The sequence below is a fragment of the Kitasatospora sp. NPDC004723 genome (assembly GCF_040609255.1).
In the GTDB taxonomy this organism is placed as follows: domain Bacteria; phylum Actinomycetota; class Actinomycetes; order Streptomycetales; family Streptomycetaceae; genus Kitasatospora.
Genome location: NZ_JBEXJT010000004.1, coordinates 235,970 through 259,889, shown reverse-complemented (window position 1 = coordinate 259,889; position 23,920 = coordinate 235,970). Strand labels below are relative to the sequence as shown.

Here is a 23,920-nt window from a genome sequence, read left to right as displayed (position 1 = left end):
TGAAATTCGCTTGCATACTTTCACATTGATTTATGCAAGATCTGCGGCTCCCCGTAGTCCGTGCTAGCGTGCGCCGCCGCCAGCTTCTCGGAGTCGGGAAAGAGGGTCCCCGGAATGCCTCATGAATTCTCCCGCCGCGGGTTTCTCGGCAGCACCGGAATGGCCGCTGTCGGAGCGTCCGCCGCCGCCTCCCCGGGCCTGACCGCCGATGCCGCGTCGGCCGCACAGCCCGAGGGGGTGACCGTCCGCCCCTCCGACCTCCGCTACGAGACGCTCGGCCAGGGCTTCAACCAACGCTGGCGGAGCCGGCCGGCCTACATCCGGCTGGTGGGCAACGAGGCCGACGCCGTCGCCGAACTGCGGTCGGCGCTCGACCACGGGCTGCGGCCGACGGTGCGCGGCGGCGGCCACTGCTACGAGGGGTTCGTCGACAACGACGAGGGGGTCATCCTCGACCTCAGCACCCTGCGCGGCGTGTGCGCCGCGACCGACAAGTTCGGCGCCGCCACCTACGTCGTCGAGGGCGGCGCCACCAACTGGGACGTCTACACCGGCCTGTTCCGCCGCTACGGCGTGACGATCCCCGCCGGCTCCTGCTACTCGGTCGGTGCCGGCGGGCACATCTGCGGCGGCGGGTACGGCCTGCTCTCCCGGCGGCACGGGCTGACCGTCGACCACCTGGTCCAGGTCGACGTGGTCACCGTCCGCGGCGGTCGGGTCGAGGTGACCCGGGCGAACCGCGCGGACCCCGAGGGTTCACCCGAGCGCGAGCTGTTCTGGGCCCACACCGGAGGAGGCGGCGGCAACTTCGGCGTCGTCCTGCGCTACCACTTCGCCCAGCGCCTGCCCGCGCCGCCGCCCCGGGTCTGGCTCAGCAGCGTCGCCTGGAAGTGGGAGGAACTGCGCCGGCACCCCGAGGACTTCCGCACCCTGCTCACCAATTTCGGTGCCTTCTTCGCCGCCCACAGTGGGACGGCGGAGACGGTCTACCGGGGCTTGTTCTCGATCCTCCACCTCACCCACCACTCGAACGGGAACGTCGTCCTGTTCAGCCAGTGGGACGAGGAGGACCCGGCACCGCTGGACGCGTTCCTCGCCCAGGTGGAGGCCGGCATGCGCACCGGCGCCACCGTCCAGAGCGGTCCGGCGGGTCTGTTCTACCTGCCCTATCCCGACAAGCGGCGCCAACTTCCCTGGTTCCAGGCGACCATGACGGTCAGCGGCTCCGGCGCCAACCAGCGCGGCAAGTACAAGTCCGCCTACCACCGCAGGGCCTTCACGCCCGCCCAGATCGACACCTGGTGGACCTGGCTCACCAAGGACGTCGAGGGCGCCGACCTCACCCAGACGCTGGTCCAGATCGACTCCTACGGCTGCCGGGTGAACGACCGCGCCACCACCGACACCGCCGTCCCGCAGCGCGACTCGGTGATGAAGCTCCAGTACCAGACCTACTGGACCGACCCCGCCCAGGACGCCGCCCACCTCGCCTACCTCCGCGGCCTCTACCAGGAGACCTACCGCACCACCGGCGGCATCCCGGAGACCGGCACCGACACCGACGGCGCCTACGTCAACTACCCCGACACCGACCTCGGCACCACCGCCGACCGGACGCCCCCCTACCAACGCCTGTACTACAAACAGAACTACGCCCGCCTGCAACACGCCAAGCAGCTCTGGGACCCCGACAACGTGTTCCACCACGCCCAGTCGATCACCCTGCCGTCCTGACCGATCACGCAGAGGTATGTCGACCATCAGGTCAGCGGATGATGTCGGTGCCAAGGTTGCGGGCAAAGGTGGTTGGGCGGCTATGCGGTGTTCGCGAGGGCGGCCTCTGTGAGCGGGGGCAGTGGACTCGCTGACCCCGAACCCGACAGCGGCCTTCGCCAGGGTGACGTGTTTCGCGCAGGTGCACCGGTGCCACCATCGCGCGCCGAGAGCGGCGGAGCCTGCGGTGCCGCTCGCCCTCACGGGTGACGATGAGTACGGCGACCCGCTCCACGAACGGGTGGGGCAGGTCGAGCGCGGCAGGACGGACAACCGGCGAACGCCCCCGAACAGCGTGATCGAGACGTCGGACAGCCCGGTCAACGGCCCTGGGGCACTTGCCCATTGTGATCTCATCGGCCGAACGTCATGGTGCTCAAGATGCTCAGGGAGATCTCCCAGGCACCCGTGCCGCAGGTCATCAGCGGGGGTGATCTCTCCGCGTTCCTCGACACGCTGCCGATCAGCCGTCTCGAGGCGCTGATGGACCGGATGCAGCACCTGCGCGAGGCGGCCGGGATCGAGGACGCGGAGCGGCCCGCGCTGCCCGAGGCGGAGGGCGGGGAGGCCGAGAGGAAGGAGTGAGACGCGGCGCCGGTGGAGGCCTCACCACCTCCGCTCCGGCGGGCCACGACGGGAACCGGCCAATCTCCGGCGCTCCCGCAGCGGGAAGGGTGACGGGGCGTCAGGCTGGTGGCAGGCTGCTCGTGTCCCAACCCACTGTCCGCCCGTCACGGGAGTCTCAGGATGGGTTCAACGCCGTCGTTCTTCACGCAGGCCGGTAATTTCGGGAGCGCGGTGGCGGGAGGCGTGGATCCCAGAACCGGCCTGTTCAACGTCCGGATCGATCTGGGGAACCTGGTCGGGAACCGGAATCTCGGACCGGCGCTGCCACTGGTCCTGAGGTACTCGCCGCTCAGCGGCGTCAACGCGGGACTCGGCCGGGGCGTCTCGCTGGGACTGACCACCTATGACAGGGACAATCGCCTCCTCGCCCTGTCCTCCGGCGAGCAGTACAAGGTCCAGGAGACCTCCGCCGGCGTCACCCCGCTGCAGAAGAAGCTCGACACGCTCCGCTTCACCAAGGACCCGGACGCCTACCGCCTGGTGCACAAGTCCGGCGACGTGGAGGTCCTGACCGGCCCCCGGAACGGGTCCGGCCTCAAGGTGCCCGTCGCGCTGCTGACGCCCGCCGGCCATGCGCTGGCGCTGACCTGGGACTTCAACGCCGGCCCGGTGCCGCGCCTCAGGACGGTCGCGGACGGGGGCGACACCCTGCTGACCGTCGACTACTCCGGCACCGCCAAGGCCACCCTCACCGTGCTGCCCGGGCGCTCCGAGGGCTACACCGTGGAACTGCGCTTCCAGAACGGCCTGCTGACGAGCGTGCACCACTTCGGCCTCGGCGCGGATGCGCCGCTGGTGTGGGACCTCACCCCGAGCCCGGTCGGACAGCAGGGGTTCTGGGGTTCCTGGATCACCGGTGTGAGCATGCCGGGCGGGATGTCCGAGACGGTCACCTACTCCCAGGGCGGGACGGGCCACCGCTTCCCGGACTCCGCCCGGCTGCCGGCCCTGCCCTATGTGACCCGGCACGTCCGGAAGCCGGGCGGCGGGCAGCCGCCGGTCCAGGTGGACTACGACTACACCGACAACAACTTCCTCGGCGGCCACTCCGGCGCCGCCTGGGACCCCGACCGCGACAGCCTCTACGGCGTCCTGACGACCTACTCGTACGGGTCCACGGAGTCGGTGACCGGCGGGGACGGGACCACACGGACCACCCGCGCCTACAACAACTACCACCTGCAGACGGACGAGACGACCAGCCGCAACGGCTGCTCCCGGCACCTGCGCACCGAGTACTACGCGGTGGTCGGCCGGACGTTCGACCAGCAGGACGACCGCTTCCAGCTCCCGACCACGCGGACGGTCACCTGGACCGATGCGCAGGGCCGTCCGCGCGGCGAGGTCACCACCACCGACTTCGACGACGCGGGCAACCCGCGCGGCCGCACCGCTCCCGACGGAACCCGGACCGACTGGGAGTACTACCCGGCGGGCGGCAGCGGCGGGGACTGCCCGCCCGATCCGCACGGGTTCACCCGCCGGCTCAAGTCCGTCACCCACACCCCGCCGGCCACCGCCTTCGACGCCCCCGTCCACCGGACGTCCTACACCTACACCGCGTACCCGACACCGGACCCGCGCGTGCCCACCGTGGTCGTGAAAGCCACCGAGCGGAGGTACGCCGACGCCCTCCTCCTGCGGCGGGAGGAGGTCGCGTACGGCACCTCGGGCCCGGAGTTCGGCCGGATCACCGGGCTGGCCGAGGTCGAGTACCCGGACGGCGAGGGCGGCGCCTCGTACACCGCGTCCCACGCCTTCACCTTCCAGTCGGACGGCGAGGCGCTGGTCCAGACCCACCGGCTGACGACCCACGACGGACTGACGACGACGCGATCGCAGCGGCGTTCGCGGTTCACCGGGCGGCTCTGGTCCGCCACCGATCCGCAGGGCAGCGCCGTGGCCCTGGCCTACGACGGCCTGGGCCGCACGCTCTCGCGCACCGTCAATCCGGGCACCGCGTACGAGGCGACCGAGACCCACGCCTACGAGGTGGGCACCTCCACGCCGTTCGTGACCATCTCCACCGACACGCTGGGCAACCAGCGCCGCGCGAGCCACGACGGTGCCGGGCGGCCGGTCCTCGGCGAACGCCGGTACGCCGGGGACGGCACCTGGTACGTCGTCCAGCGGCTGGGCTACGACGAGCAGGGCCGCACGGCCACGGTGTCGCACCACGTGCCCGACACCGGCGGCCGGTCGGCCGAACTGACCGGGACCCCGGAGTACGACGACTGGGGCCAGGTCTCGGCCACCACCTGGAGCGACGGCACCGGCCGGCTCACCCGGACCGATCCGGTCGGGCTGACGACCACCGTCCAGCGGCTGGGCGGCGGAGGCCCGGTCAGCGGCACGGAGGTGACCACCTTCAACACCCGGGGCGAGCCGGTGGCCACCGAACGGTTCGACCTCAAGGGGCAGGCCGCCGGCCGCCGGGTGCTGGAACGCGACGGCTGGGGGCGGGTGCGCCGGGAGACCGACGAGGCCGGGAACACCACGCGGTACGACTACGACGCGCGCGGCCGGCTCGCTCGCACCACCCTGCCGGACGGCACGATCACCACCCGGGCGTTCGCGCCGTTCTCCGCCGACGGCCTGCCGACGGCGCTGACCGTGGACGGCACCGCCTACGGCACGCAGGCGTTCGACGGCCTGGGCCGGCTGACCACCAGCAGCGCCGGCGGGCGCACCTGGTCGTACCGCTACGCCCAGGACGGTGATCCGCTCCCCGCCCGGGTCACCACGCCCGACCAGCGGCAGATCGTGTACACCTACGTCCCCCAGCTCGGCAACGCCGTCTCGTCGGTCCAGGCCGGCCCCCTCACCCGGTCGTTCGGCCACGACCCGGTCTCCGGCTTCCTGACGAGCGCGCAGGAGGACGACGTCACGGTGACGCGTGGCTACACCCCGGCCGGTCTGCCGAGCACCGAGACCACCACCCGGTCCGAGGCGTCCGACACCACCGCGCGGTGGACCTTCACCCCAGGCGGCCTGGAGAGCGCCTACACCGGAGTGGACGGCGCCACCCGGCAGACCGTGCGGGACGCCTTCGGCCGGACCACCGGCATCACCGACCCGGCGATGGGGGTTTCGCTGGCCTACGACGCCGGGGGCCGTCCGACGTCGTGGACCGCCAGGGACCCGCGGTCCGGGTACACCCTCACCACCACGCTGACCCTGGACGACTTCGGCCGCGAGGTGACCCGCTCGACCCGCGACAGCCAGGGCCGCACCTGGTCGCTCGGCCAGGAGTGGCGGGACAACGGCCTCCTCGGCCGCCGGACGTCCACCTCCGGCGCGACGCTGCTGCGCGACGAGACCTTCGGCTACGACAGCCTGGGCCGGCTCACCACCTACACCTGCGACGGACCGGCCGCTCCGACGGACGTCCGCGGCAACCGGGTCACCGCGCAGACCTTCGCGTACGACGCCTTCGGCAACGTCACCTCGTGCCGGTCCCGGTTCACCGACGGCTCCGACACCGCCACCTACCTGTACGAGAACCCGGCCGACCCGTGCCAGCTCACCGCCGTCACCCACACCGGCGGGGGCCACCCGCCGCGGATCGCGCTGGCCTACGACGCGGCCGGGCGGCTGACCACCGACGCCGCCGGTCGCACCCTCGCCTACGACACCCTTGGCCGCCTGCGGTCGACCGGCCCGGCGAACCAGTACGGCTACGACCCGCTCAACCGGCTGCTCACCCAGCGGACCGACGGGAGCACCACCGTCCTGCACTACCGGGGCGAATCCCTCGCGGCGGTCACCGAGGACGGCCGCCCCGCCCGCCTGCTGCAACTCGGCAACGGCGCCTACGTGGCCCAGTCCCGCGACGGACGCACCCGGCTGCTCACGACGGACGGCGCCGGTACCGTCCACCTGGCGGCCGGCGCCGAGGGCCAGGAGCCGTACGCCCGGACCCCGTACGGCGAGCGGCCGGTCGACGGCGCCGACAGCGTCCTCGGCTTCACCGGCCGGCGCGGCGACCCGGTGACCGGCTGGTACCACCTCGGCAACGGGGCCCGCGCCTACGATCCCGTCCTCCTGAGGTTCACCACCCCCGACACCCTGAGCCCCTTCGGCGCGGGCGGCGTCAACCCCTACACGTACTGCGCGGGCGACCCCGTCAACCGGATCGACCCCTCCGGCCATCTGAGCTGGATGGCCTGGCTCGGCATCGGTCTGGGCATCGCGGGCCTGGCCCTGGCCGCCGTCACCGGCGGGATGGCGATCGTCGCCGCCGGCGGGGTGATGGCCGCGATCAGCGCCGCCTCCGCCACCACCCTGGTCGTCGGCGGGCTGGGCGTCGCCTCCGACGTCACCGCCATCGTCGGCGGCGCCCTGGAAACCGCCTCGCCCAAGGCCTCGGGCATCCTCGGCTGGGTCTCGCTCGGCACCGGGCTGGCCGGGTTGGCCGAGGGCGGAGCGGCCCTCGCCCGCACCGCGGCCGGTCGCGGCGCGCGCCTCGGCGGGGAGACCGCGCGCGGCATCGGCGAGCAGGTGAGCCTGGCCCCTCGCTTCGAAGGGAACCTCGCCAGGACCAGGCCCGAGGTCCACGGCCGGCCGATCGTCCTGCCGGAGCGGAACCTCAATGAGTTCGACTCCGTGCTGAACGCCAACGGTGAGCGGGTCTGGGTCAGTCAGGACGAGGTGCACGGCGGCCTGGTCAGGACGGTCGCCGAGGACGCGCTGAGGCGCGGCAAGAAGGTCGACATCCTCAGCGGCACCCACGGCGGCCCGGACGGCGAACGGACCCTGGACTTCCGGGAGGAGGACTTCTACTTCGAGGACCTCGGCCAGCGGATGGTGATGACCAGGGGGATGCGGCGGGGGCCGAAGCGAAGCTTCTGGGAGCCGCGGGTCCAGGTGTACAGCACGCCCGACCTGTCGTTCGACCGGATCGGGGAGATCCTCCAGGGCGAGGTCGGCCGCGAGGTCATCGCGGCCTTCTGCCACAGCCGCAACGACGACGCGGTCCTGCACTTCCTGGGGCTGGAGCCGACCTATTCGTACTCGCCCTGGGTGGACTGGTACCACACGGCCCTCTGACGAAGGAGACAGCGCATGCCGACCTGGACAGGTGTGTCGACGCTCTCGGTCGTACTCGAGAGCGGTTATCAGAACTGCGACATCTACGCGAACGGACAGAACAGGATCGCCGTCACGGTCAGCATCCAGCCGACCGACGAGGACGCGGAGGTCATCTGGGTCGACCCCGGGCACCTGCTCTCCCGGATGTGGCTCATCGACTACGTCGACGAGTCGACGCTCTCCTGGAAGAGCGGCTCGAGCTGGTCCTACACGGACAGCGCGAACCAGTTCACCGCGATTCCCGGGTCCACGGACTCCGCCTCCGCCTCCGCCTCCGCCTCCGCCTCCGCCTCCGCCTCCGTTTCCGAGGAACGCGCCGTGGTCTCCACCGCGGAGAACGGGATCCAGCAGATCACCTTCTACGTCTACTGCGGGTCCGGGGTGGCGAACCCGAAGTCGATCGGTGTTCTGGTCAGGACCGATACCGACGACAGCGTCACGAGCTCCCTCAACGGCACGTTCCACGACAAGGTCACGCTCAAGCCGAGGTCGGCCGTGGTGTACCGGCGGGGGGACGTCAGCTGGGAGTACGCGCGCACGACGACCAAGTACGGCGGCAACACCAAGTACGTGACGACGGACGCCTGGAACTACTACCTGTCGCTGGACTCCAGGGACAACCACTTCGTCACCTTCAAGGTGTGGAACTGCTTCAGCCAGTCCGGCTACCAGGGGTTCTTCTCCAGCCACATCCCGTCCGACAACCACCGCAAGAACTTCTACGGCGGCTACGTCTGGAACCAGGAGCCGCACGACTCCGCGTACTACGTCCCGTCGGACGGCCACAGCCTGGGGGAGGTCGTCAACTTCCCCGACGGGAACAAGTGGTGGGACTACGCGAGGATCTACGACCGGAGCTACCCCGAGCGCTACCTGTGCTTCACCTGGGTGCACTCCACCACCGGCGGCGACGGCTGGCACCTCCCGAACGGGCCGCTGACGGACTGGGGGGAGTGGTACACGCTGGAGATCGCCGCCTACGACCGGTACGGCAACAGGAGCGAGTTCTGGGTCGACGGCTCGGACATCATCGGCGGGCTCAACCTCTACGACACCAGGCCGTAGCCCGCCCCGGACCGGGGTGCGCACGCCGGACGGAGCATCCGTAGGCACGGGAGGCGGCGGGGGTGCGGCCCGATCGGGCCGCACCCCGTTCGACCGCCTGGGCTCGGGCTCAGTGCGGGCGCGGCCGGTCGCCCGGCGGCTCGTCCGGATCCGCGGCGCTCAAACGGGCGACCAGCTCCCGTTCGAGCACCTTGCCGCTGGGGCCGAGGGGGAAGGCGTCGACGAACTCCACCCGCCGCGGGTACCTGTACGGCGCCATCCGCTCCCCGCCCCTGGATGACGATCTCCTCGACGCGGCTCGCGCCGACCCGCGCCGACCCGCGCCGACCCGCGCGCTCCGCGAGAACGCGCGACTGACACACCGGCTGCTCACCGAACACCGATTCCCCTTCGTCTCCGACGAGTCCCACATCGTCTCGACCTTCGTCGGGGACGACGCACTCGCCCGCCGGATCTCCGCCCTGCTGCTGGAACGCCACGGCATCTACGGACAGGCCGTCAACGCGCCGAGCGTGCGCGCGGGCCAGGAGATCCTCAGGAGCGCGCCCGGCGCCGTCCACCAGCCCTCGGAGGTCGAGGAGTTCGTCGCGGCGCTGGACGGGATCCGGCGGGAGCCGGGGATGACCCGGACCCCGGGCCCGCAGCGGTCCGCCGGAACGCACGGCCGACCCGCCCCACGGGGTGCGCGCGGCTCTCCCGCGGCTCCGTGACCCGCCCGCTCCCCGTATCCGCGTCGTGTCGCGGCCTGCGCTATCGGGCCGCTATGCGGCTTGGGCAAGATCGACGTCGCAGGTCCGGTGGCGGTACACGCCGGGCATGACGAAGGCGTCCCGGTCGCCGCGCGACCCGTGGGAGCGGGCGCCCCGCCACGATCCGGCGACTGATGGTCCTGCTCGCGTGAAGGAGTCCGAACACACGATGGCGCACCCCGACGGTACGGAAGCACCGCTGCTGTGGACACTGGCCGGCAGTGGCAAGGAGTCGCTGGCGGCCGGCGCGCGCGGCCTGCACGCGTACCTGGCCGGTCGTGACGACTGGAGTCCCCAGGACATCGCGTTCACCCTCGCCCGCACCGCGTCCGAGGGGAGCCGGCGGGCGGCACTGGTGGCGGACGGCCGTGACGGATTCCTGCAGCGGCTGGACGCGCTCGCCGACGGCAGGAGCATGCCCGGCCTGGTGGAGGGCGCCGCAGGGGCAGGCCGCCGGGTCGCCTTCGTGTTTCCCGGACAGGGCGCGCAATGGCCCCGGATGGCGGTCGACCTGCTGGACACCTCCACGGTGTTCCGCGACCGGATGGACGCCTGCGCGCAGGCCCTGGAACCGTTCGTCGACTGGTCGCCGATCGACGTGCTCCGCGACCCGGACGCGCCGGGCGCACCCGCCGGGGACCGGGCCGACGTGGTGCAGCCCCTGCTGTTCGCCGTGACGGTGTCGCTCGCCGCGCTGTGGCGGTCCCACGGTGTGGAACCGGCCGCCGTGCTCGGGCACAGCGTCGGCGAGGTCACCGCCGCCGCGGTCTGCGGCGCGCTGTCCCTGGACGACTCCGCGCGGGTGGTGGCGCTGTGGAGCCAGGCCCAGGCGACCCTGGCCGGGCAGGGCGACATGGTCTCCGTCATGGCCCCGGCCGGCGAGGTCGAGCCGCGGCTGCGCCGCTGGGACGGCCGCCTCGTCGTCGCCGCGTACAACGGCCCGCGGTCCGTGATCGTCTCCGGCGACCGCGACGCCGCGGCCGAACTCCTCGCCGACCTGGCCTCGGACGCGGTGCACGCACGGCGGATCGCGGTGGGCCTGGCCGCCCATTCCCCCCACATCGACGCGATCGTCCCCCGGATGCGCGCCGACCTCGCACCGATCCGGCCCCGCACACCGCATCTGCCCTACTACTCCGGACTGACCGGGGAACGACTGGACGTCCCGGCCCTGGACGCCGACTACTGGTGCCGCAACCTGCGCAACACGGTCAGGTTCCACCAGGCGGCCGGGGCCCTGCTGCGGGACGGGTACGGCGTCCTGCTGGAGGTCAGCCCGCACACCGTGCTGACCTCCGCCCTCACGGACTGCGCGGAGGAACACGGTGCGCAGGCCGCCGTCCTCGGGACGCTGCGCCGGGACCAGGGCGGTCCGGGCCGGTTCCTGACCTCGCTCGGTGACCTGTACGTGCGCGGTGTCACCCCGGAACGGGACGTGCTGTTCGCCGGGCAGCACGCCCGGGTACGGGAACTGCCGGCGGCTGCCCTGGCGGCGCTCGCGGAGCCCGGTCCGGGGGACGCGAACGGGCCGGGCGGCGCGGGCGGCGCGGGCGGCGCGGGCGGTCACCGGGATGCCGGCACCGCGTTCCGCGCGGAGCTGGCCGGACTGGACGTACCGGAGCGGCGTGCCGCGGTGGCACGGCTGGTGGGCGAGGAGATCGCCGCGCTGACCGGGCGGTCCGATCCGGTCCCCGCCGACCTGGCCTTCCTCGACCTGGGATTCGACTCCGTCACCGCCGTGGAACTGCGCAACCGGCTGAGTGCGGCGACGGCGCTGCGCATCCCGGCGACGGTGGTCTTCGACTGCCCGACACCGGCGGCCCTGACCGCGTACCTCTGCGCCGGGATCAGCGGCGACCGGCCCGACGGGAACACGGACGCGGACGAGCCGGTGCGGCGGGCCGAGGACGACGACCCCGTGGTGATCGTCGGCATGGGCTGCCGCTACCCCGGCGGTGTCGGCAGCCCCGACGAACTCTGGGAGCTGGTGGCGGCAGGTGCCGACGCGGTCTCCGCGCTGCCCGACGACCGCGGCTGGGACACCGCCGGACGGTACGACCCCGCACCAGGGACGCCGGGCCGGTACTACCAGCGAGAGGCGGGTTCGCTCGCCGGTGCGGCCGAGTTCGACGCGGAGTTCTTCGGCATCTCGCCGCGCGAGGCGGCGGCGATGGACCCGCAGCAGCGGCTGCTGCTGGAGACCACCTGGGAGGTGCTGGAACGGGCCGGGATCGACCCGGCCACCCTGCGGCGGACCCCGACGGGCGTCTACGTCGGGGCGATGACCATGGACTACGGGCCCTCTCTCGAACAGGGCGCCGACGAGGGCGGCCACCTGCTGACCGGCAACACCGGAAGCGTCGCGTCGGGCCGACTGGCCTACACCCTCGGTCTGGAGGGAGCGGCGGTCACCGTGGACACGGCGTGCTCCTCCTCGCTGGTGGCCCTTCACCTCGCGGTACGGGCGCTGCGGTCGGGCGAGTGCTCGCTTGCGCTGGCCGGCGGCGTGACCGTGATGTCCACGGTCGGCATGCTCGTGGAGTTCAGCCGTCAGGGCGGTCTGGCCCCGGACGGCCGCTGCAAGGCCTTCGCGGCAGCCGCCGACGGCTTCGGCCTGGCCGAGGGCGTGGGCATGGTGCTGGTGGAGCGGTTGTCGGACGCGCGGCGCAACGGGCATCCGGTGCTGGCGGTGATCCGTGGTTCGGCGGTGAATCAGGACGGTGCGAGCAATGGTCTGACGGCGCCGAACGGTCCGTCGCAGCAGCGGGTGATCCGTGCGGCGCTGGCGGACGCGGGTCTGACGGCGTCCGAGGTGGATGTGGTGGAGGCGCACGGTACGGGGACGCGGTTGGGCGACCCGATCGAGGCGCAGGCGCTGCTGGCGACGTACGGGCAGGACCGTCCGGTGGACCGTCCGGTGTGGATCGGTTCGCTGAAGTCCAACATCGGCCATGCCCAGGCCGCGGCGGGTGTGGGCGGTGTCATCAAGTCGGTGCTGGCGATGCGGCACGGTGTGATGCCGAAGACGCTGCACGTGGACGGTCCGACGCCCGAGGTGGACTGGTCGGCGGGGGCCGGCCGACTGCTGACGCAGGCCCGTGCGTGGGACGACACGGGCCGTCCGCGCCGGGCGGGTGTGTCCTCCTTCGGTATCAGCGGGACCAACGCTCACGTGATCTTGGAGTCTGCGCCGGCCGAGGCTCCGGTCGGGGCGGTGGAGGGTGCCCGGCGTCCTGGGACGGTGGTGTGGCCGGTGTCGGCGCGCAGTGCGGAGGCTCTGCGGGCGCAGGCGGAGGCGTTGGCGGCACGGGTGGTGGCGGAGCCCGGGCTCGACATGGCGGACGTGGGCTACTCGCTGGCGGTGGGGCGTGCGTGCTTCGAGCACCGTGCGGTGGTGGTGGGCGGGGACCGGAGTGAGTTGCTCGGTGGGGTGAAGGCGCTGGCGGAGGGGCGTTTGGCACCGGGATCGGTGGCCGGCGGTGCCGGGGTGTCGTCGGGTCGTGTGGTGCTGGTGTTTCCGGGTCAGGGTTCGCAGTGGGTGGGGATGGCTGCGGAGTTGTTGGGTGAGTCGGAGGTGTTCGCGGGGCGGATGGCGGAGTGCGGTCGGGCTCTGGCGCCTTATGTCGACTGGTCGTTGACGGAGGTGCTGGGTTCGGAGGTGCTGCTGGCGCGGGTGGATGTGGTGCAGCCGGTGTTGTGGGCGGTGATGGTGTCGCTGGCGGAGGTGTGGCGTTCGTTCGGTGTTGTTCCGGACGCGGTGGTGGGTCATTCGCAGGGTGAGATCGCTGCGGCTTGTGTGGCGGGTGGTCTGAGTCTGGAGGACGGGGCGCGGGTGGTGGCGTTGCGTTCCCACGCGATCAGGGTGCTGGCGGGTCGGGGTGGGATGGCCTCGTTGCCTCTGCCGGTGGATGCGGTGCGGGAGCGGATCGCCCCGTGGGCAGGTGGGTTGTCGGTGGCGGCGGTGAACGGTCCGTCGTCGACGGTGGTGGCGGGTGACGCGGACGCGGTGGCGGAACTGGTCGACGGGCTTGTCGGCGAGGGTGTGCGGGCGCGTCTGATCGAGGTCGATTACGCGTCGCATTCCTCGCACGTGGAGGAGATCCGTGAGCGGCTGCTCTCCGACCTGGGAGACATCGTGCCTCTTTCCGGTGCGGTGCCGTTCTATTCGAGCGTGACGGCTGGCCTGTTGGACACGAAGTCCCTTGATGCCGGGTACTGGTACCGGAATCTGCGGGAGACCGTCGAGTTCGAGCAGGCGACCCGCGCGCTCCTCGCGGCCGGGCACCGCGTCTTCATCGAGTCCAGCCCGCACCCGGTGCTGGGCGTGGCGGTGGGGGAGTCGGTGGAGGCCGCCGGTGCGGACGCTGCGGTGCTGGGGACGTTGCGGCGTGAAGAAGGCGGCCTGGAGCAGGTGTTGCGCGCGGTGGGCCGCGGGTGGGAGTGCGGCTTGGAGGTGGACTGGTCGGCGGCGTTCCCGGAGGGGCGGCGGGTGGACCTGCCGACGTACGCCTTCCAGCGGCGGCGCTACTGGCTGACGGCCCCCGTCGCCGTTCCGGCCGCCCCCGCCGAAGACCGCTGGGACGACCTGGAACTCGAGGACCCCGCCCGGCTCGCCGAAACCCTCGGGGTCGGCCGTGCGGCCCTGGACGAAGTCCTGCCCGCCCTGACGACCTGGCGCTCCGCCAGGAACCGTGAACGGAGGGCGGAGTCCTGGCGCTACCACGTTGCCTGGGCGCCCCTGTCGGTCGCGCCGGCGGACGGCCTCCCCGGTCGCTGGCTCGCCCTGCGTCCCGAGGGCGACGACGCGGCGGCCGTCCTGGACACCCTCGGCGAGGCCGGAGCCGACCTCCTCCCGTGCGTCGTCGCCGATCCGGGCACGACCCGCGAACAACTGGCCGCTCTGCTCACGAAGACCGCCGGGGAGCAGCCGATCGCCGGCGTGCTGTCCCTGCTGTCCTGGGAGGAGCGCCCCCATCCCGAACACCCCGACCTGCCCGGTGGTCCGGCGCTGACCCTCGCGCTGGCCCAGGCGCTGGAGGACGCGGGCATCCACGCCCGGCTCTGGACGCTGACGAAGGGAACGGCGGTCCTGGGCGGCGCGGAGCGGCCCGGACACGTCGGTCAGGCCGCGTCCGCGGCTCTGGGCCGGACGCTGGCGCTGGAGCACCCGCACCGCCGGGGCGGTCTGATCGACCTGCCCGAGGCGCTGGACGTACGGGCGGCCCGCCGCTTGTGCGCGGTGCTCGCGGGAGCCGTGGCCGATGAGGAGCAGGTGGCGGTGCGCTCCACCGGGGTCCACGGACGCCGCCTCCGGCCCGCGTCGTCCGTGCCGCCGAAGGCCCGCAACGGTGGCGCGGCCGTCCGGGGGCGGACGCGACCGCGATGGCAGGGCACCGTCCTCGTCACCGGTGGCACCGGTGGCGTCGGCTCGCACACGGCGCGCTGGCTCGCGGGCCAGGGCGCGGAACGGCTGCTGCTGGTCAGCCGTCGCGGTGCCGACGCACCCGGTACGGACGCGCTGCGGGCGGAACTGACGGCGCTGGGCGCCGAAGTGACCTTCGCGGCCTGCGACGTCGCCGACCCGGACGCACTGGCGGCGCTGGTCGCCGGCATCCCGGCGCGGTACCCGCTGTCCGCCGTCATCCACGCAGCGGGCGTCCTCGACGACGGTGTGCTCGACGCGCTGGACCCCGCGCGGCTCGCCGTGGTGCTGCGCGCCAAGCTGACCGCCGCACGGAACCTGCACGAGGCCACCGCGGGTCTCGACCTGTCGGCCTTCGTGGTGTTCTCGTCGGTGATGGGCGTCGTGGGCAACGCCGGACAGGGCAACTACGCGGCCGCCAACGCGGCTGTCGACGCGCTCGTCGCCGCCCGCCGGGCCGCCGGGCTGCCCGGCACGTCCGTGGCCTGGGGCGCCTGGGCCGGGCCGGGCATGCTGGCGGACGACGTCGCCGCGCGGCTGCGGGACCTCGGCATGCCGGTGATGGAGCCCGAAACGGCCGTCACCGCGATCGGCCGAGCCCTCGCGGAGGACGACGCGCTGGTCGTGGTCGCCGATGTCGACTGGAGGCGCTTCACCACGGGCATGGGCCTGCGGTCCGCCGCCCTGCTCGACGGGATACCGGACCCGGCCGCCGCGAGGCCCGCCCCGGACACCACCGCACCGTCGGCGGCCCGCGAAGGCGGCGGCTCCGCCGACGGCCTGCGGCAGCGGATCGCCGTACTGCCGCGCCACGAGGACCGGGTCGGGACCCTCACCGAACTGGTGCGCACCCACGCGGCGACGGTCCTGCGCCACCCCGACGTCGACACGGTCCAGCCCGGAAGGGCGTTCTCCGCGCTCGGCTTCGACTCGCTGACGGCGGTGGAACTGCGCAACCGGCTCGCTGCCGTCACCGGACTGGCCCTGCCCGCGACCGTCCTGTTCGACCATCCCACACCGTCGGCCCTGGCCGGCCGGCTGCTCGCGGACCTGGACCTGCCGGACACGGCGAGCGGTACCGCCGGCCCCGCCGGCCCCGTCGGCGCCGAGCCGAGCCGGGCGGCGGAGCCCGGCAGCAACGAGCCGATCGCGATCGTCGGCATGGGCTGCCGCTTCCCCGGCGGGGTCACACGGCCCGAGGACTTCTGGCACCTGCTCTCCAAGGGCACCGACGCCGTCGGCGACTGGCCGTCGAACCGGGGCTGGGACACCGAGGGGCTGTACGACCCGGACCCCGACCGTGCCGGCACCACGTACAGCAGGCAGGGCGGCTTCCTGCACGATGTCCCCGAGTTCGACGCGGAGTTCTTCGGCATCTCGCCGCGCGAGGCCCTGGCCATGGACCCGCAGCAGCGGCTGCTCCTGGAAACCGCCTGGGAGGCGGTCGAGGGCGCCGGGCAGGATCCGACCGCGCTGAAGGACCGGCAGGTCGGCGTCTACATCGGTACCAACGGCCAGGACTACTCCGCGCTGCTGGAGGGCGCCGAGGGAGTGTCCGAGGGTCATCTGCTGACCGGGAACACGGCCAGCGTGCTCTCGGGGCGGCTGTCCTACGTCCTCGGCCTCCAGGGGCCCTCACTCACCGTCGACACCGCGTGCTCCTCGTCGCTGGTGGCGCTCCACCTGGCCGTGCAGGCACTGCGGCGCGGCGACTGCGAGCAGGCCCTCGCGGGCGGGGTGACGGTGATGAGCACCCCGCGGCTCTTCGTGGAGTTCAGCCGTCAGCGCGGGCTCGCCGCCGACGGACGGTGCAAGGCGTTCTCGGCGGAGGCGGACGGCACGGGCTGGGGCGAAGGCGCCGGAGTGCTGCTGCTGGAGCGCCACAGCGACGCCCTGCGCCACGGCCACCCCGTACTCGCGCTGATCAGCGGCACCGCCGTGAACCAGGACGGCGCCAGCAACGGGCTCACCGCTCCCAACGGCCCGTCCCAGCAGCAGGTCATCCGCGCCGCCCTGGCCGACGCCGCGCTGCGCGCCGACCAGATCGACGCGGTCGAGGCCCACGGCACCGGCACGAGGCTCGGCGACCCCATCGAAGCGCAGGCGCTCCAGGCCGTTCACGGACCGGCGCGCACGGCGGACCGTCCGCTGTGGCTCGGCTCGGTGAAGTCGAACATCGGGCACACCCAGGCGGCGGCCGGGGTGGCCGGGGTGATGAAGATGGTGCTGGCCATCCGCCACGGCGAACTGCCGGGAACCCTCCACGCCGGGACGCCGAACCCGCACGTCGACTGGTCCGGCGGCGGCATCCGCCTGCTGACCGAGCACACCCCGTGGCCGGAGACCGGGAGCCCGCGTCGGGCGGGCGTGTCGTCGTTCGGCATCAGCGGCACCAACGCGCACGCGATCATCGAGCAGGCGCCTGCCATCGCGGTCGTGCCCGCCCCGGACCGGACCGACACCCCGGACCGGACCGACACCCCGGCCGTGCCCACCTCGGACACCGCCGCGACCGCCACGATGGCCGTCGCGGCGGTCACCGCCACCCCCACCGCCCGCCGTACCGGCCCGCCCGTGCCGCTGCTGCTCTCGGCCAGGACACCGGAGGCACTGCGGGCACAGGCGGGCCGGCTGGTGACCCGGCTCGACGCCGACCCGGACGTCGAACTGGCGGACGTCGCCTACTCGCTCGCCACGGGACGAGCCCCGCTCGAACACCGGGCCGCCGTCCTGGGACGGGACCGGGCATCCGTCCGGCGCTCGCTCACCGCGCTCGCGCGCGGCACGGCAGCGGGCCGACTGCTCACCGGCGGCGCCGTACGCTCCGGCCGGACCGCCTTCCTCTTCCCGGGACAGGGCAGCCAGCGGGCCGGAGCCGGTGCGGAGCTCTACCGCGACGACCCGGTGTTCGCCGACGCCCTCGACGAGGTGCTGACCGGCTTGGACCCGCACCTCGACCTGCGCCTGCGCGACATCCTGTTCGCCGAGCCCGGAACCCCCGGTGCGGATCTGCTCGACCGCACCCGGTACACCCAGCCCGCGTTGTTCGCCCTGGAGACGGCGCTGTTCCGGCTCGTACGGCACTGGGGTGTGCGGCCGGACCTGCTGATGGGGCACTCCGTCGGCGAACTCGCCGCCGCCCACGCGGCGGGCGTACTGGACCTGCCCGACGCCTGCGCACTGGTGACGGCCCGGGGACGGCTGATGGACGAACTGCCCGAGGGCGGGGCGATGGTGGCGGTGGAGGCCACCGAGGAGGAAGTGCGCCGGGCCCTGCTGGACGACCGCACCGGGCACCCCGTCCCGGAGCGCGAAGCGGACCACGACCCGGGCCGGGACGCGGTGGACATCGCCGCCGTCAACGGGCCCACCTCCGTGGTCCTGTCCGGTGACGCGGACGCGGTACGGCGCCTGGCCGGGGCGTTCCGCTCCCGCGGACGGCGCACCCGGCGCCTGAGCGTGAGCCACGCGTTCCACTCCGCCCGGATGGACGGGATGCTCGACGCGTTCCGGGAGGTGGCCGAGTCGCTGACCTACCACGCGCCCGGCATCGAGATCGTCTCCAACCTGACCGGGCGTACGGCCACGGCCGCGGAACTCCGCTCCCCCGACCACTGGGTACGCCACGTCCGGGGCACCGTGCGCTTCCTGGAAGGGGCCCGCCGGCTGCGGGCCGAGGGTGCGACGACCTACCTCGAACTCGGACCGGGCGGCGTGCTGTCCGGCATGCTCCAGGCCTGCCTCCCCGACCCCACCTCCACCCCCACCTCCGGCCCCGCCCCCGGCGGCCCCGGGACGGTACCGCTGCTGCGCGGTGGCCGCGGCGAGCCGGACGCCGTCCGCACCGCACTCGCCTCGCTGCACCTGCGCGGCGTAGCGGTGGACTGGTCGGCGGGCTGGAGCGGAACCGACGTGCGGCGGGTCGACCTGCCCACCTACGCCTTCCAGCGCAGGCGCTTCTGGCCGGAAGCCGCGCTGGACCCGGCCCCCGCCGCCTGGCGCTCCCGCCGGGGGACCGTGGTCCCCGCCGGCCCCCACCGCTACCGCATCGCATGGGAGCCGCTCACCGCGCCCGCGGAGCCCCGTCTCTCCGGTCGCTGGCTGCTCGTCACCCCGGACGGACCCGGCGCCGAGGACACCGCACTCGCCTGCGAACAGGCGCTCGCCGGACACGGCGCCGACGTGGTCGTGATCCGGGTCGGGGCCGCCGTCGAGCGCGCTGAGCTGGCCTTGCTGCTCCCGGAGTTCGGCGCCTTGGAGGGCGTCCTGTCCCTGCTGGCCCTGGCCGAGGGACCCCACCCGGGCCTGCGGACCCTCGACGCCTGCCTGACCGGTACTCTGCTGCTGCTCCAGGCACTGGGTGAAAGCGGCATCGACGCACCCCTGTGGTGCGCCACCCGCGGCGCGGTGGCGGCTCACGGCACGGAGGAGGTCCGCCCCGAACAGGCCCAGGTGTGGGGCCTGGGCCGGGTGGCGGCACTGGAGCACCCGCGGCGCTGGGGCGGCCTGGTCGACCTGCCGGAGCTGCTGGACGGGCCCGCGCTGGACGGGCTGTGCGCGGTGCTGGCCGGACGGGACGGCGAGGACCAGGTGGCCGTACGCGCGCCGGTGCCGTTGGGCCGCCGGCTCGTCCCCGCGCCGGAGCCCGCGACACCCGCGCCCGCACCGTGGACGCCGCGCGGCACGGTCCTCGTCACCGGCGGCACCGGAGGCCTCGGTGCCCAGGTGGCGCGCTGGCTCGCGGAGCGCGGCGCGGAACACCTCGTCCTCCTCAGCCGACGGGGCCCCGAGGCCCCCGGAGCCGACGCGCTGGTCGACGCTCTGGCGGCGCTCGGCGCCCGGAGCACCCTCGTGGCCTGCGACGTCGCCGACCGCACCGCGCTGGAACGGGTCCTGGAGCGGCTGCGCGAGGAGGGCGACACCGTACGGGCTGTGGTGCACACCGCGGGACTCACCTCGGACACCGCGCTGATGGACTGCACGCCGGAGGAACTGGCCCGGCGGACGGCGGCCAAGACACGCGGCGCGGCCCACCTCGACGCCCTGTTCGAAGGCCGCCCGCTGGACGCCTTCGTGCTGTTCTCCTCGATCTCGGGCACCTGGGGCAGCGGCGGCCAGGGCGCGTACGCGGCGGCCAACGCCTACCTGGACGGCCTCGCCGCGGCAAGGCGCGGCCGGGGCCTGCCGGCGACCTCGGTGGCCTGGGGCCCCTGGGCCGGAGCGGGCATGGCCGACGGCGCCGTGGGCGACGGCCTGCGCCGCCACGGGCTGGTGCCGATGGCCCCCGCCGCGGCGCTCTCCGCGCTCGGCCTGGCGCTGGCCCTGGACGAGGGCGAACCGGTCGTCGCCGAGCTGGACTGGAGCCGCTTCGCGCCCACCTTCGGTTCGGTGCGGGACAGTGCGCTGCTGCGCGGCCTGCCGACCGCCCCGGAGCCCCGGGCGGCGGACGGCGGCCCCGTAGCCGCGGACACCTCCGCCGGGTCCGGACCCGGTACGGGCGGCGACCCGTCGTGGCTGCACCGGCTGCATCGGCTGTCCGAGCCGGAGGGCCGCAAACTGCTGACGGAGCTGGTCCGGAGCGAAGCGGCCGCCGTGCTGGGCCACGAGTCGGCCGCCGGCTTCGCGGCCGACCGCCCGTTCCGCGAGGTGGGCTTCGACTCGCTCACCGCCGTGGAACTCCGCAACCGGCTGGCCGAGGCCACCGCTCTGCCGCTCGCGCTCACCTCCGTCTTCGACCACCCGACGGCAGCCGCCCTCGCCGCGCACCTCTTCGCCGCGCTGAGCGGCACGGAACCGGACGCCGACGGCACGACCGGCATGGCCGCGACGGACTCCGCAGCCTCCGTCGACGGCGCGGCCGGGCCCGGGGCGGCCGACGAACCCCTGGCGATCGTCTCGATGGCCTGCCGATTCCCGGGCGGCGTCCGCTCGCCCGAGGACCTGTGGCGACTGGTGGCCGACGGGGTGGACGCGGTCGCCGCGCTGCCCGCCGACCGCGGCTGGCCGCTGGACACCCTCTACGACCCGGACCCCCTGCACCCGGGCACCTTCTACACCACCGGCGGCGGATTCCTGGACGGGGCGGCCGAGTTCGACGCGGAGTTCTTCGGCATCTCCCCGCGCGAAGCACTGGCCATGGACCCACAGCAGCGACTGCTGCTCGAAACCAGCTGGGAGGCACTGGAGCGGGCCGGACTCGATCCCGCGTCGGTACGCGGCAGCGAGGGCGGCGTCTACGTCGGCGTCGCCGCCCAGGGCTACGGCACCGGCCCGCAGAACCCGTCCGACGAGGTCGAGGGGCACCTCCTCAGCGGCACGGTCACCAGCGTCGCCTCCGGCCGCGTCGCCTACACCCTCGGACTCGGCGGCCCCGCCGTGACCGTGGAAACGGCCTGCTCGTCCTCCCTGGTGGCACTGCACCTGGCCGGCCAGGCACTGCGCGCCGGCGACTGCTCGTTCGCCCTGGTCGGCGGCGCCGCGGTGATGGCGAGCCCGGACGTCTTCGTCGAGTTCAGCCGCCAGCAGGGCCTGTCACCCGACGGCCGCTGCCGCTCCTTCGCCGAAGGGGCGAACGGTACGGGCTGGGGCGAAGGGGTGGGCGTCCTGCTCGTGGAACGCCTCTCCGACGCCCGCCGCCTCGGGCATCCGGTCCTCGCCCTGGTACGGGGCACCGCGGTGAACCAGGACGGTGCCAGCAACGGCCTCACCGCCCCGAGCGGCCCCGCGCAGCAGCGGGTGATCAGGAGCGCGCTGGCCACGGCGGGACTGTCCGGCGCCGACATCGACCTGGTCGAGGCGCACGGAACCGGCACCGTGCTGGGCGACCCCATCGAGGCGCAGGCCCTCCTGGCCACCTACGGCCAGGACCGGCCCGCCGACCGCCCGCTGTGGCTGGGGTCGCTGAAGTCCAACATCGGGCACACCCAGGCCGCCGCCGGGGTCGCCGGGGTCATCAAGACGGTGCTCGCACTGCGGAACGGCGTGCTCCCCGGCACCCTGCACGCACAGGAGGCGTCCAGCCGGGTGGACTGGTCGGCCGGCGCGGTCCGGCTGCTCGCGAACGCCCGCCCCTGGGACGCCCCGGACGGGGACCGGCCGCGCCGGGCCGGCGTCTCCGCGTTCGGCATGAGCGGCACCAACGCCCACGCCGTTCTGGAGGAGGCACCCGCCGACGCCGACGCCCCGCTGCCCGAAGGCACGCACGGCGAACCGTCCGAGGGCACCGGGACCACGGTTCCGTGGCTGCTCTCCGCCATGACCCCCGCGGCCCTGCGCCGACAGGCGCGCCGACTGGGCGAGCACCTGCGGGCCGACCCCGACGGGGGCGCCGCCGGACTGGCCCGCGCGCTCGCCACCACCCGCCCCGCCCTGCCCTTCCGGGCAGCCGCCACCGGCCGCGACCGCGACGCGCTCCTCGGCTGGCTGGACGCCCTCGCGGCGGGAGAACCCGCGCCCGACGCCGTGCAGGACCGGGCGCGCGGCGGCCGTACGGTCTTCGTCTTCCCCGGCCAGGGCTCGCAGTGGGCCGGCATGGCCGTGGCGGCGCTCGACTCCTCCCGGGCGTTCGCCGCCGCCATCGCCGCCTGCGAACGGGCGCTCGCCCCGCACACCGACTGGTCCCTGACCGAGGTGCTGCGCGGTGCGCCCGGCGCACCGACGCTCGACCGCGTGGACGTCGTCCAGCCGGTGCTCTTCGCGGTGATGGTCGCGCTGGCCGCGCACTGGCGCGACACCGGGGTCACCCCGGACGCGGTCGTCGGGCACAGCCAGGGCGAGATCGCCGCCGCCTGCGTCGCCGGAGCGCTGTCGCTCGACGACGCGGCCCTCGTGGTGGCGCTGCGCAGCCGGGCGCTGCTGAGGCTGGCGGGACGCGGCGGCATGGTGTCGGTCGCCGCCTCCGCCGAGCGGACCACGAGCCTGCTGCCCGCCGGCGGACGCGCGTGCGTGGCCGCGGTGAACGGCCCCGCAGCCGTGGTCGTCGCCGGGGAGCCCCAGGAGCTGGCCGCCCTGCTCGCGGCCTGCGACCGGGAAGGCGTACGGGCCAGGACGATCCCGGTGGACTACGCGGCCCACTCGGCCCAGGTCGCCGAGATCGAGGACGAACTGCGCGAAGCCCTCACCGGGATACGCCCCCGCGCCTCGGCCGTCCCGCTCTACTCGACGGTGACCGGCGAACCCGTCGCCGGAGAATCGCTCGACGCCGCCTACTGGTACCGCAACCTGCGCGAGCCGGTCGACTTCGTCGGAGCGACCCGCGCCCTGCTGGACGTGGGTCACACCCTGTTCGTCGAGGTCAGCCCGCATCCCGTGCTGCTCGCCGGGATCGAGGCGGTGGCCGCGGAGGCCGGGCGGGAGGTGGCGGCGGTCGGCACGCTGCGGCGCGGCGACGGTGGCCGGGACCGGCTGCTGGCCTCACTGACCGAGGCGTGGGCGGCCGGCGGCGGTCCGGTGGACTGGTCGCCCTGGACGGGGACCCCCGGGCCGGGCGGCCCGGCACCCGTCCTGCTGCCGACCTACCCCTTCCAACGCGACCGGTACTGGCTGCCCACACCGGGCCGGACGGCCGTCGCGGCCGCCACCGGGGTGCCGGCCGAGGACACTCCGGAGGCCGCGGGTGACGACGAGGGCACCCCCGCCGTACGACTGGCCGCCCGGCTGGCCCCGCTGGACCGGCAGGCACGCCGTCAAGCGGTGACCGACCTGGTCATCCGGCACGCGGCCGCGGTCCTCGGCCATCCCGGAGCCGGTCCGGTGCGCCCGGAACGCTCCTTCTCCGAGGTCGGCTTCGACTCGATGCTCGCGGTGCGGTTCAGGAACGCGCTGTGTGAGGCGACCGGGCTGACCGTCCCGCCGACGGTCGTCTTCGACCACCCGACGCCCGAGGCGCTCGCCGCCTACCTGGACGCGGAGCTGTCCGCCGCGCCCGAACCCCCCTCGCCGCTGCCGGCCGAGCTGGACCGGCTGGCCGCGCTCCTCGCGGCCGTCCCGCCCGGAGCGGCCGACACCGACGGGGTCGGCGAACGACTGGACGAACTGCTGCGCGGCTGGCGCCGGCGAGCCGGCGCACCGGGCGGCGAGGCACCACCACCCGGACCGGTGCACGACACCGCCACGGCGACGGAAACGGCGACAGCGGACGAGCTGTTCGCCCTGATCGACAACGACTTCGGCAACGCCTGAGAGAGAGCTGGCA

The 23,920-nt window shown here is 73.9% G+C and carries 5 protein-coding genes and 2 pseudogenes; 6 read left to right on the top strand and 1 reads right to left on the bottom strand.

Annotated features, from left to right (window positions below):
- Positions 1–159 precede the first annotated feature (159 nt).
- Entirely contained in the window at positions 160–1,734 is a 1,575-nt protein-coding gene (locus ABZW10_RS07450) for an FAD-binding oxidoreductase (protein ID WP_355361320.1), read from the top strand.
- 108 nt (positions 1,735–1,842) lie between these two features.
- Here ABZW10_RS07450 and ABZW10_RS07445 read toward each other — a convergent pair.
- Positions 1,843–2,023, bottom strand: a pseudogene (locus tag ABZW10_RS07445) (IS5/IS1182 family transposase); the annotation flags it as partial.
- Between the two features lie 131 nt (positions 2,024–2,154).
- Between ABZW10_RS07445 and ABZW10_RS07440 the strand changes: the two are divergent.
- The 5 genes and pseudogenes from ABZW10_RS07440 to ABZW10_RS07420 all read left to right on the top strand — a co-directional run bounded on the left by ABZW10_RS07440 (position 2,155) and on the right by ABZW10_RS07420 (position 23,907).
- Positions 2,155–2,358: a hypothetical protein gene (locus tag ABZW10_RS07440; RefSeq protein ID WP_355361318.1), complete on the top strand. Its 204-nt coding sequence runs from the start codon at positions 2,155–2,157 to the stop codon at positions 2,356–2,358.
- Between the two features lie 225 nt (positions 2,359–2,583).
- Positions 2,584–7,449, top strand: coding sequence for an RHS repeat-associated core domain-containing protein (locus ABZW10_RS07435; RefSeq protein ID WP_355361316.1), 4,866 nt, complete (start codon positions 2,584–2,586; stop codon positions 7,447–7,449).
- A gap of 15 nt (positions 7,450–7,464) precedes the next feature.
- Positions 7,465–8,556: a hypothetical protein gene (locus tag ABZW10_RS07430; RefSeq protein ID WP_355361314.1), complete on the top strand. Its 1,092-nt coding sequence runs from the start codon at positions 7,465–7,467 to the stop codon at positions 8,554–8,556.
- Positions 8,557–8,897: 341 nt separating this feature from the next.
- Positions 8,898–9,266 (top strand): annotated as a pseudogene (locus ABZW10_RS07425) (aminotransferase class I/II-fold pyridoxal phosphate-dependent enzyme); the annotation flags it as partial.
- Between the two features lie 208 nt (positions 9,267–9,474).
- Positions 9,475–23,907 (top strand): type I polyketide synthase, encoded by a 14,433-nt coding sequence (locus ABZW10_RS07420; protein WP_355361312.1) that lies wholly within the window; start codon positions 9,475–9,477, stop codon positions 23,905–23,907.
- The last annotated feature ends 13 nt before the right edge of the window (positions 23,908–23,920 follow it).

Bases quoted from the DNA above. Each gene is read 5' to 3' on its own strand.
- ABZW10_RS07450 (WP_355361320.1), top strand. From the start codon at position 160: ATGGCCGCTGTCGGAGCGTCCGCCGCCGCCTCCCCGGGCCTGACCGCC.
- ABZW10_RS07440 (WP_355361318.1), top strand. From the start codon at position 2,155: ATGCTCAGGGAGATCTCCCAGGCACCCGTGCCGCAGGTCATCAGCGGG.
- ABZW10_RS07430 (WP_355361314.1), top strand. From the start codon at position 7,465: ATGCCGACCTGGACAGGTGTGTCGACGCTCTCGGTCGTACTCGAGAGC.
- ABZW10_RS07420 (WP_355361312.1), top strand. From the start codon at position 9,475: ATGGCGCACCCCGACGGTACGGAAGCACCGCTGCTGTGGACACTGGCC.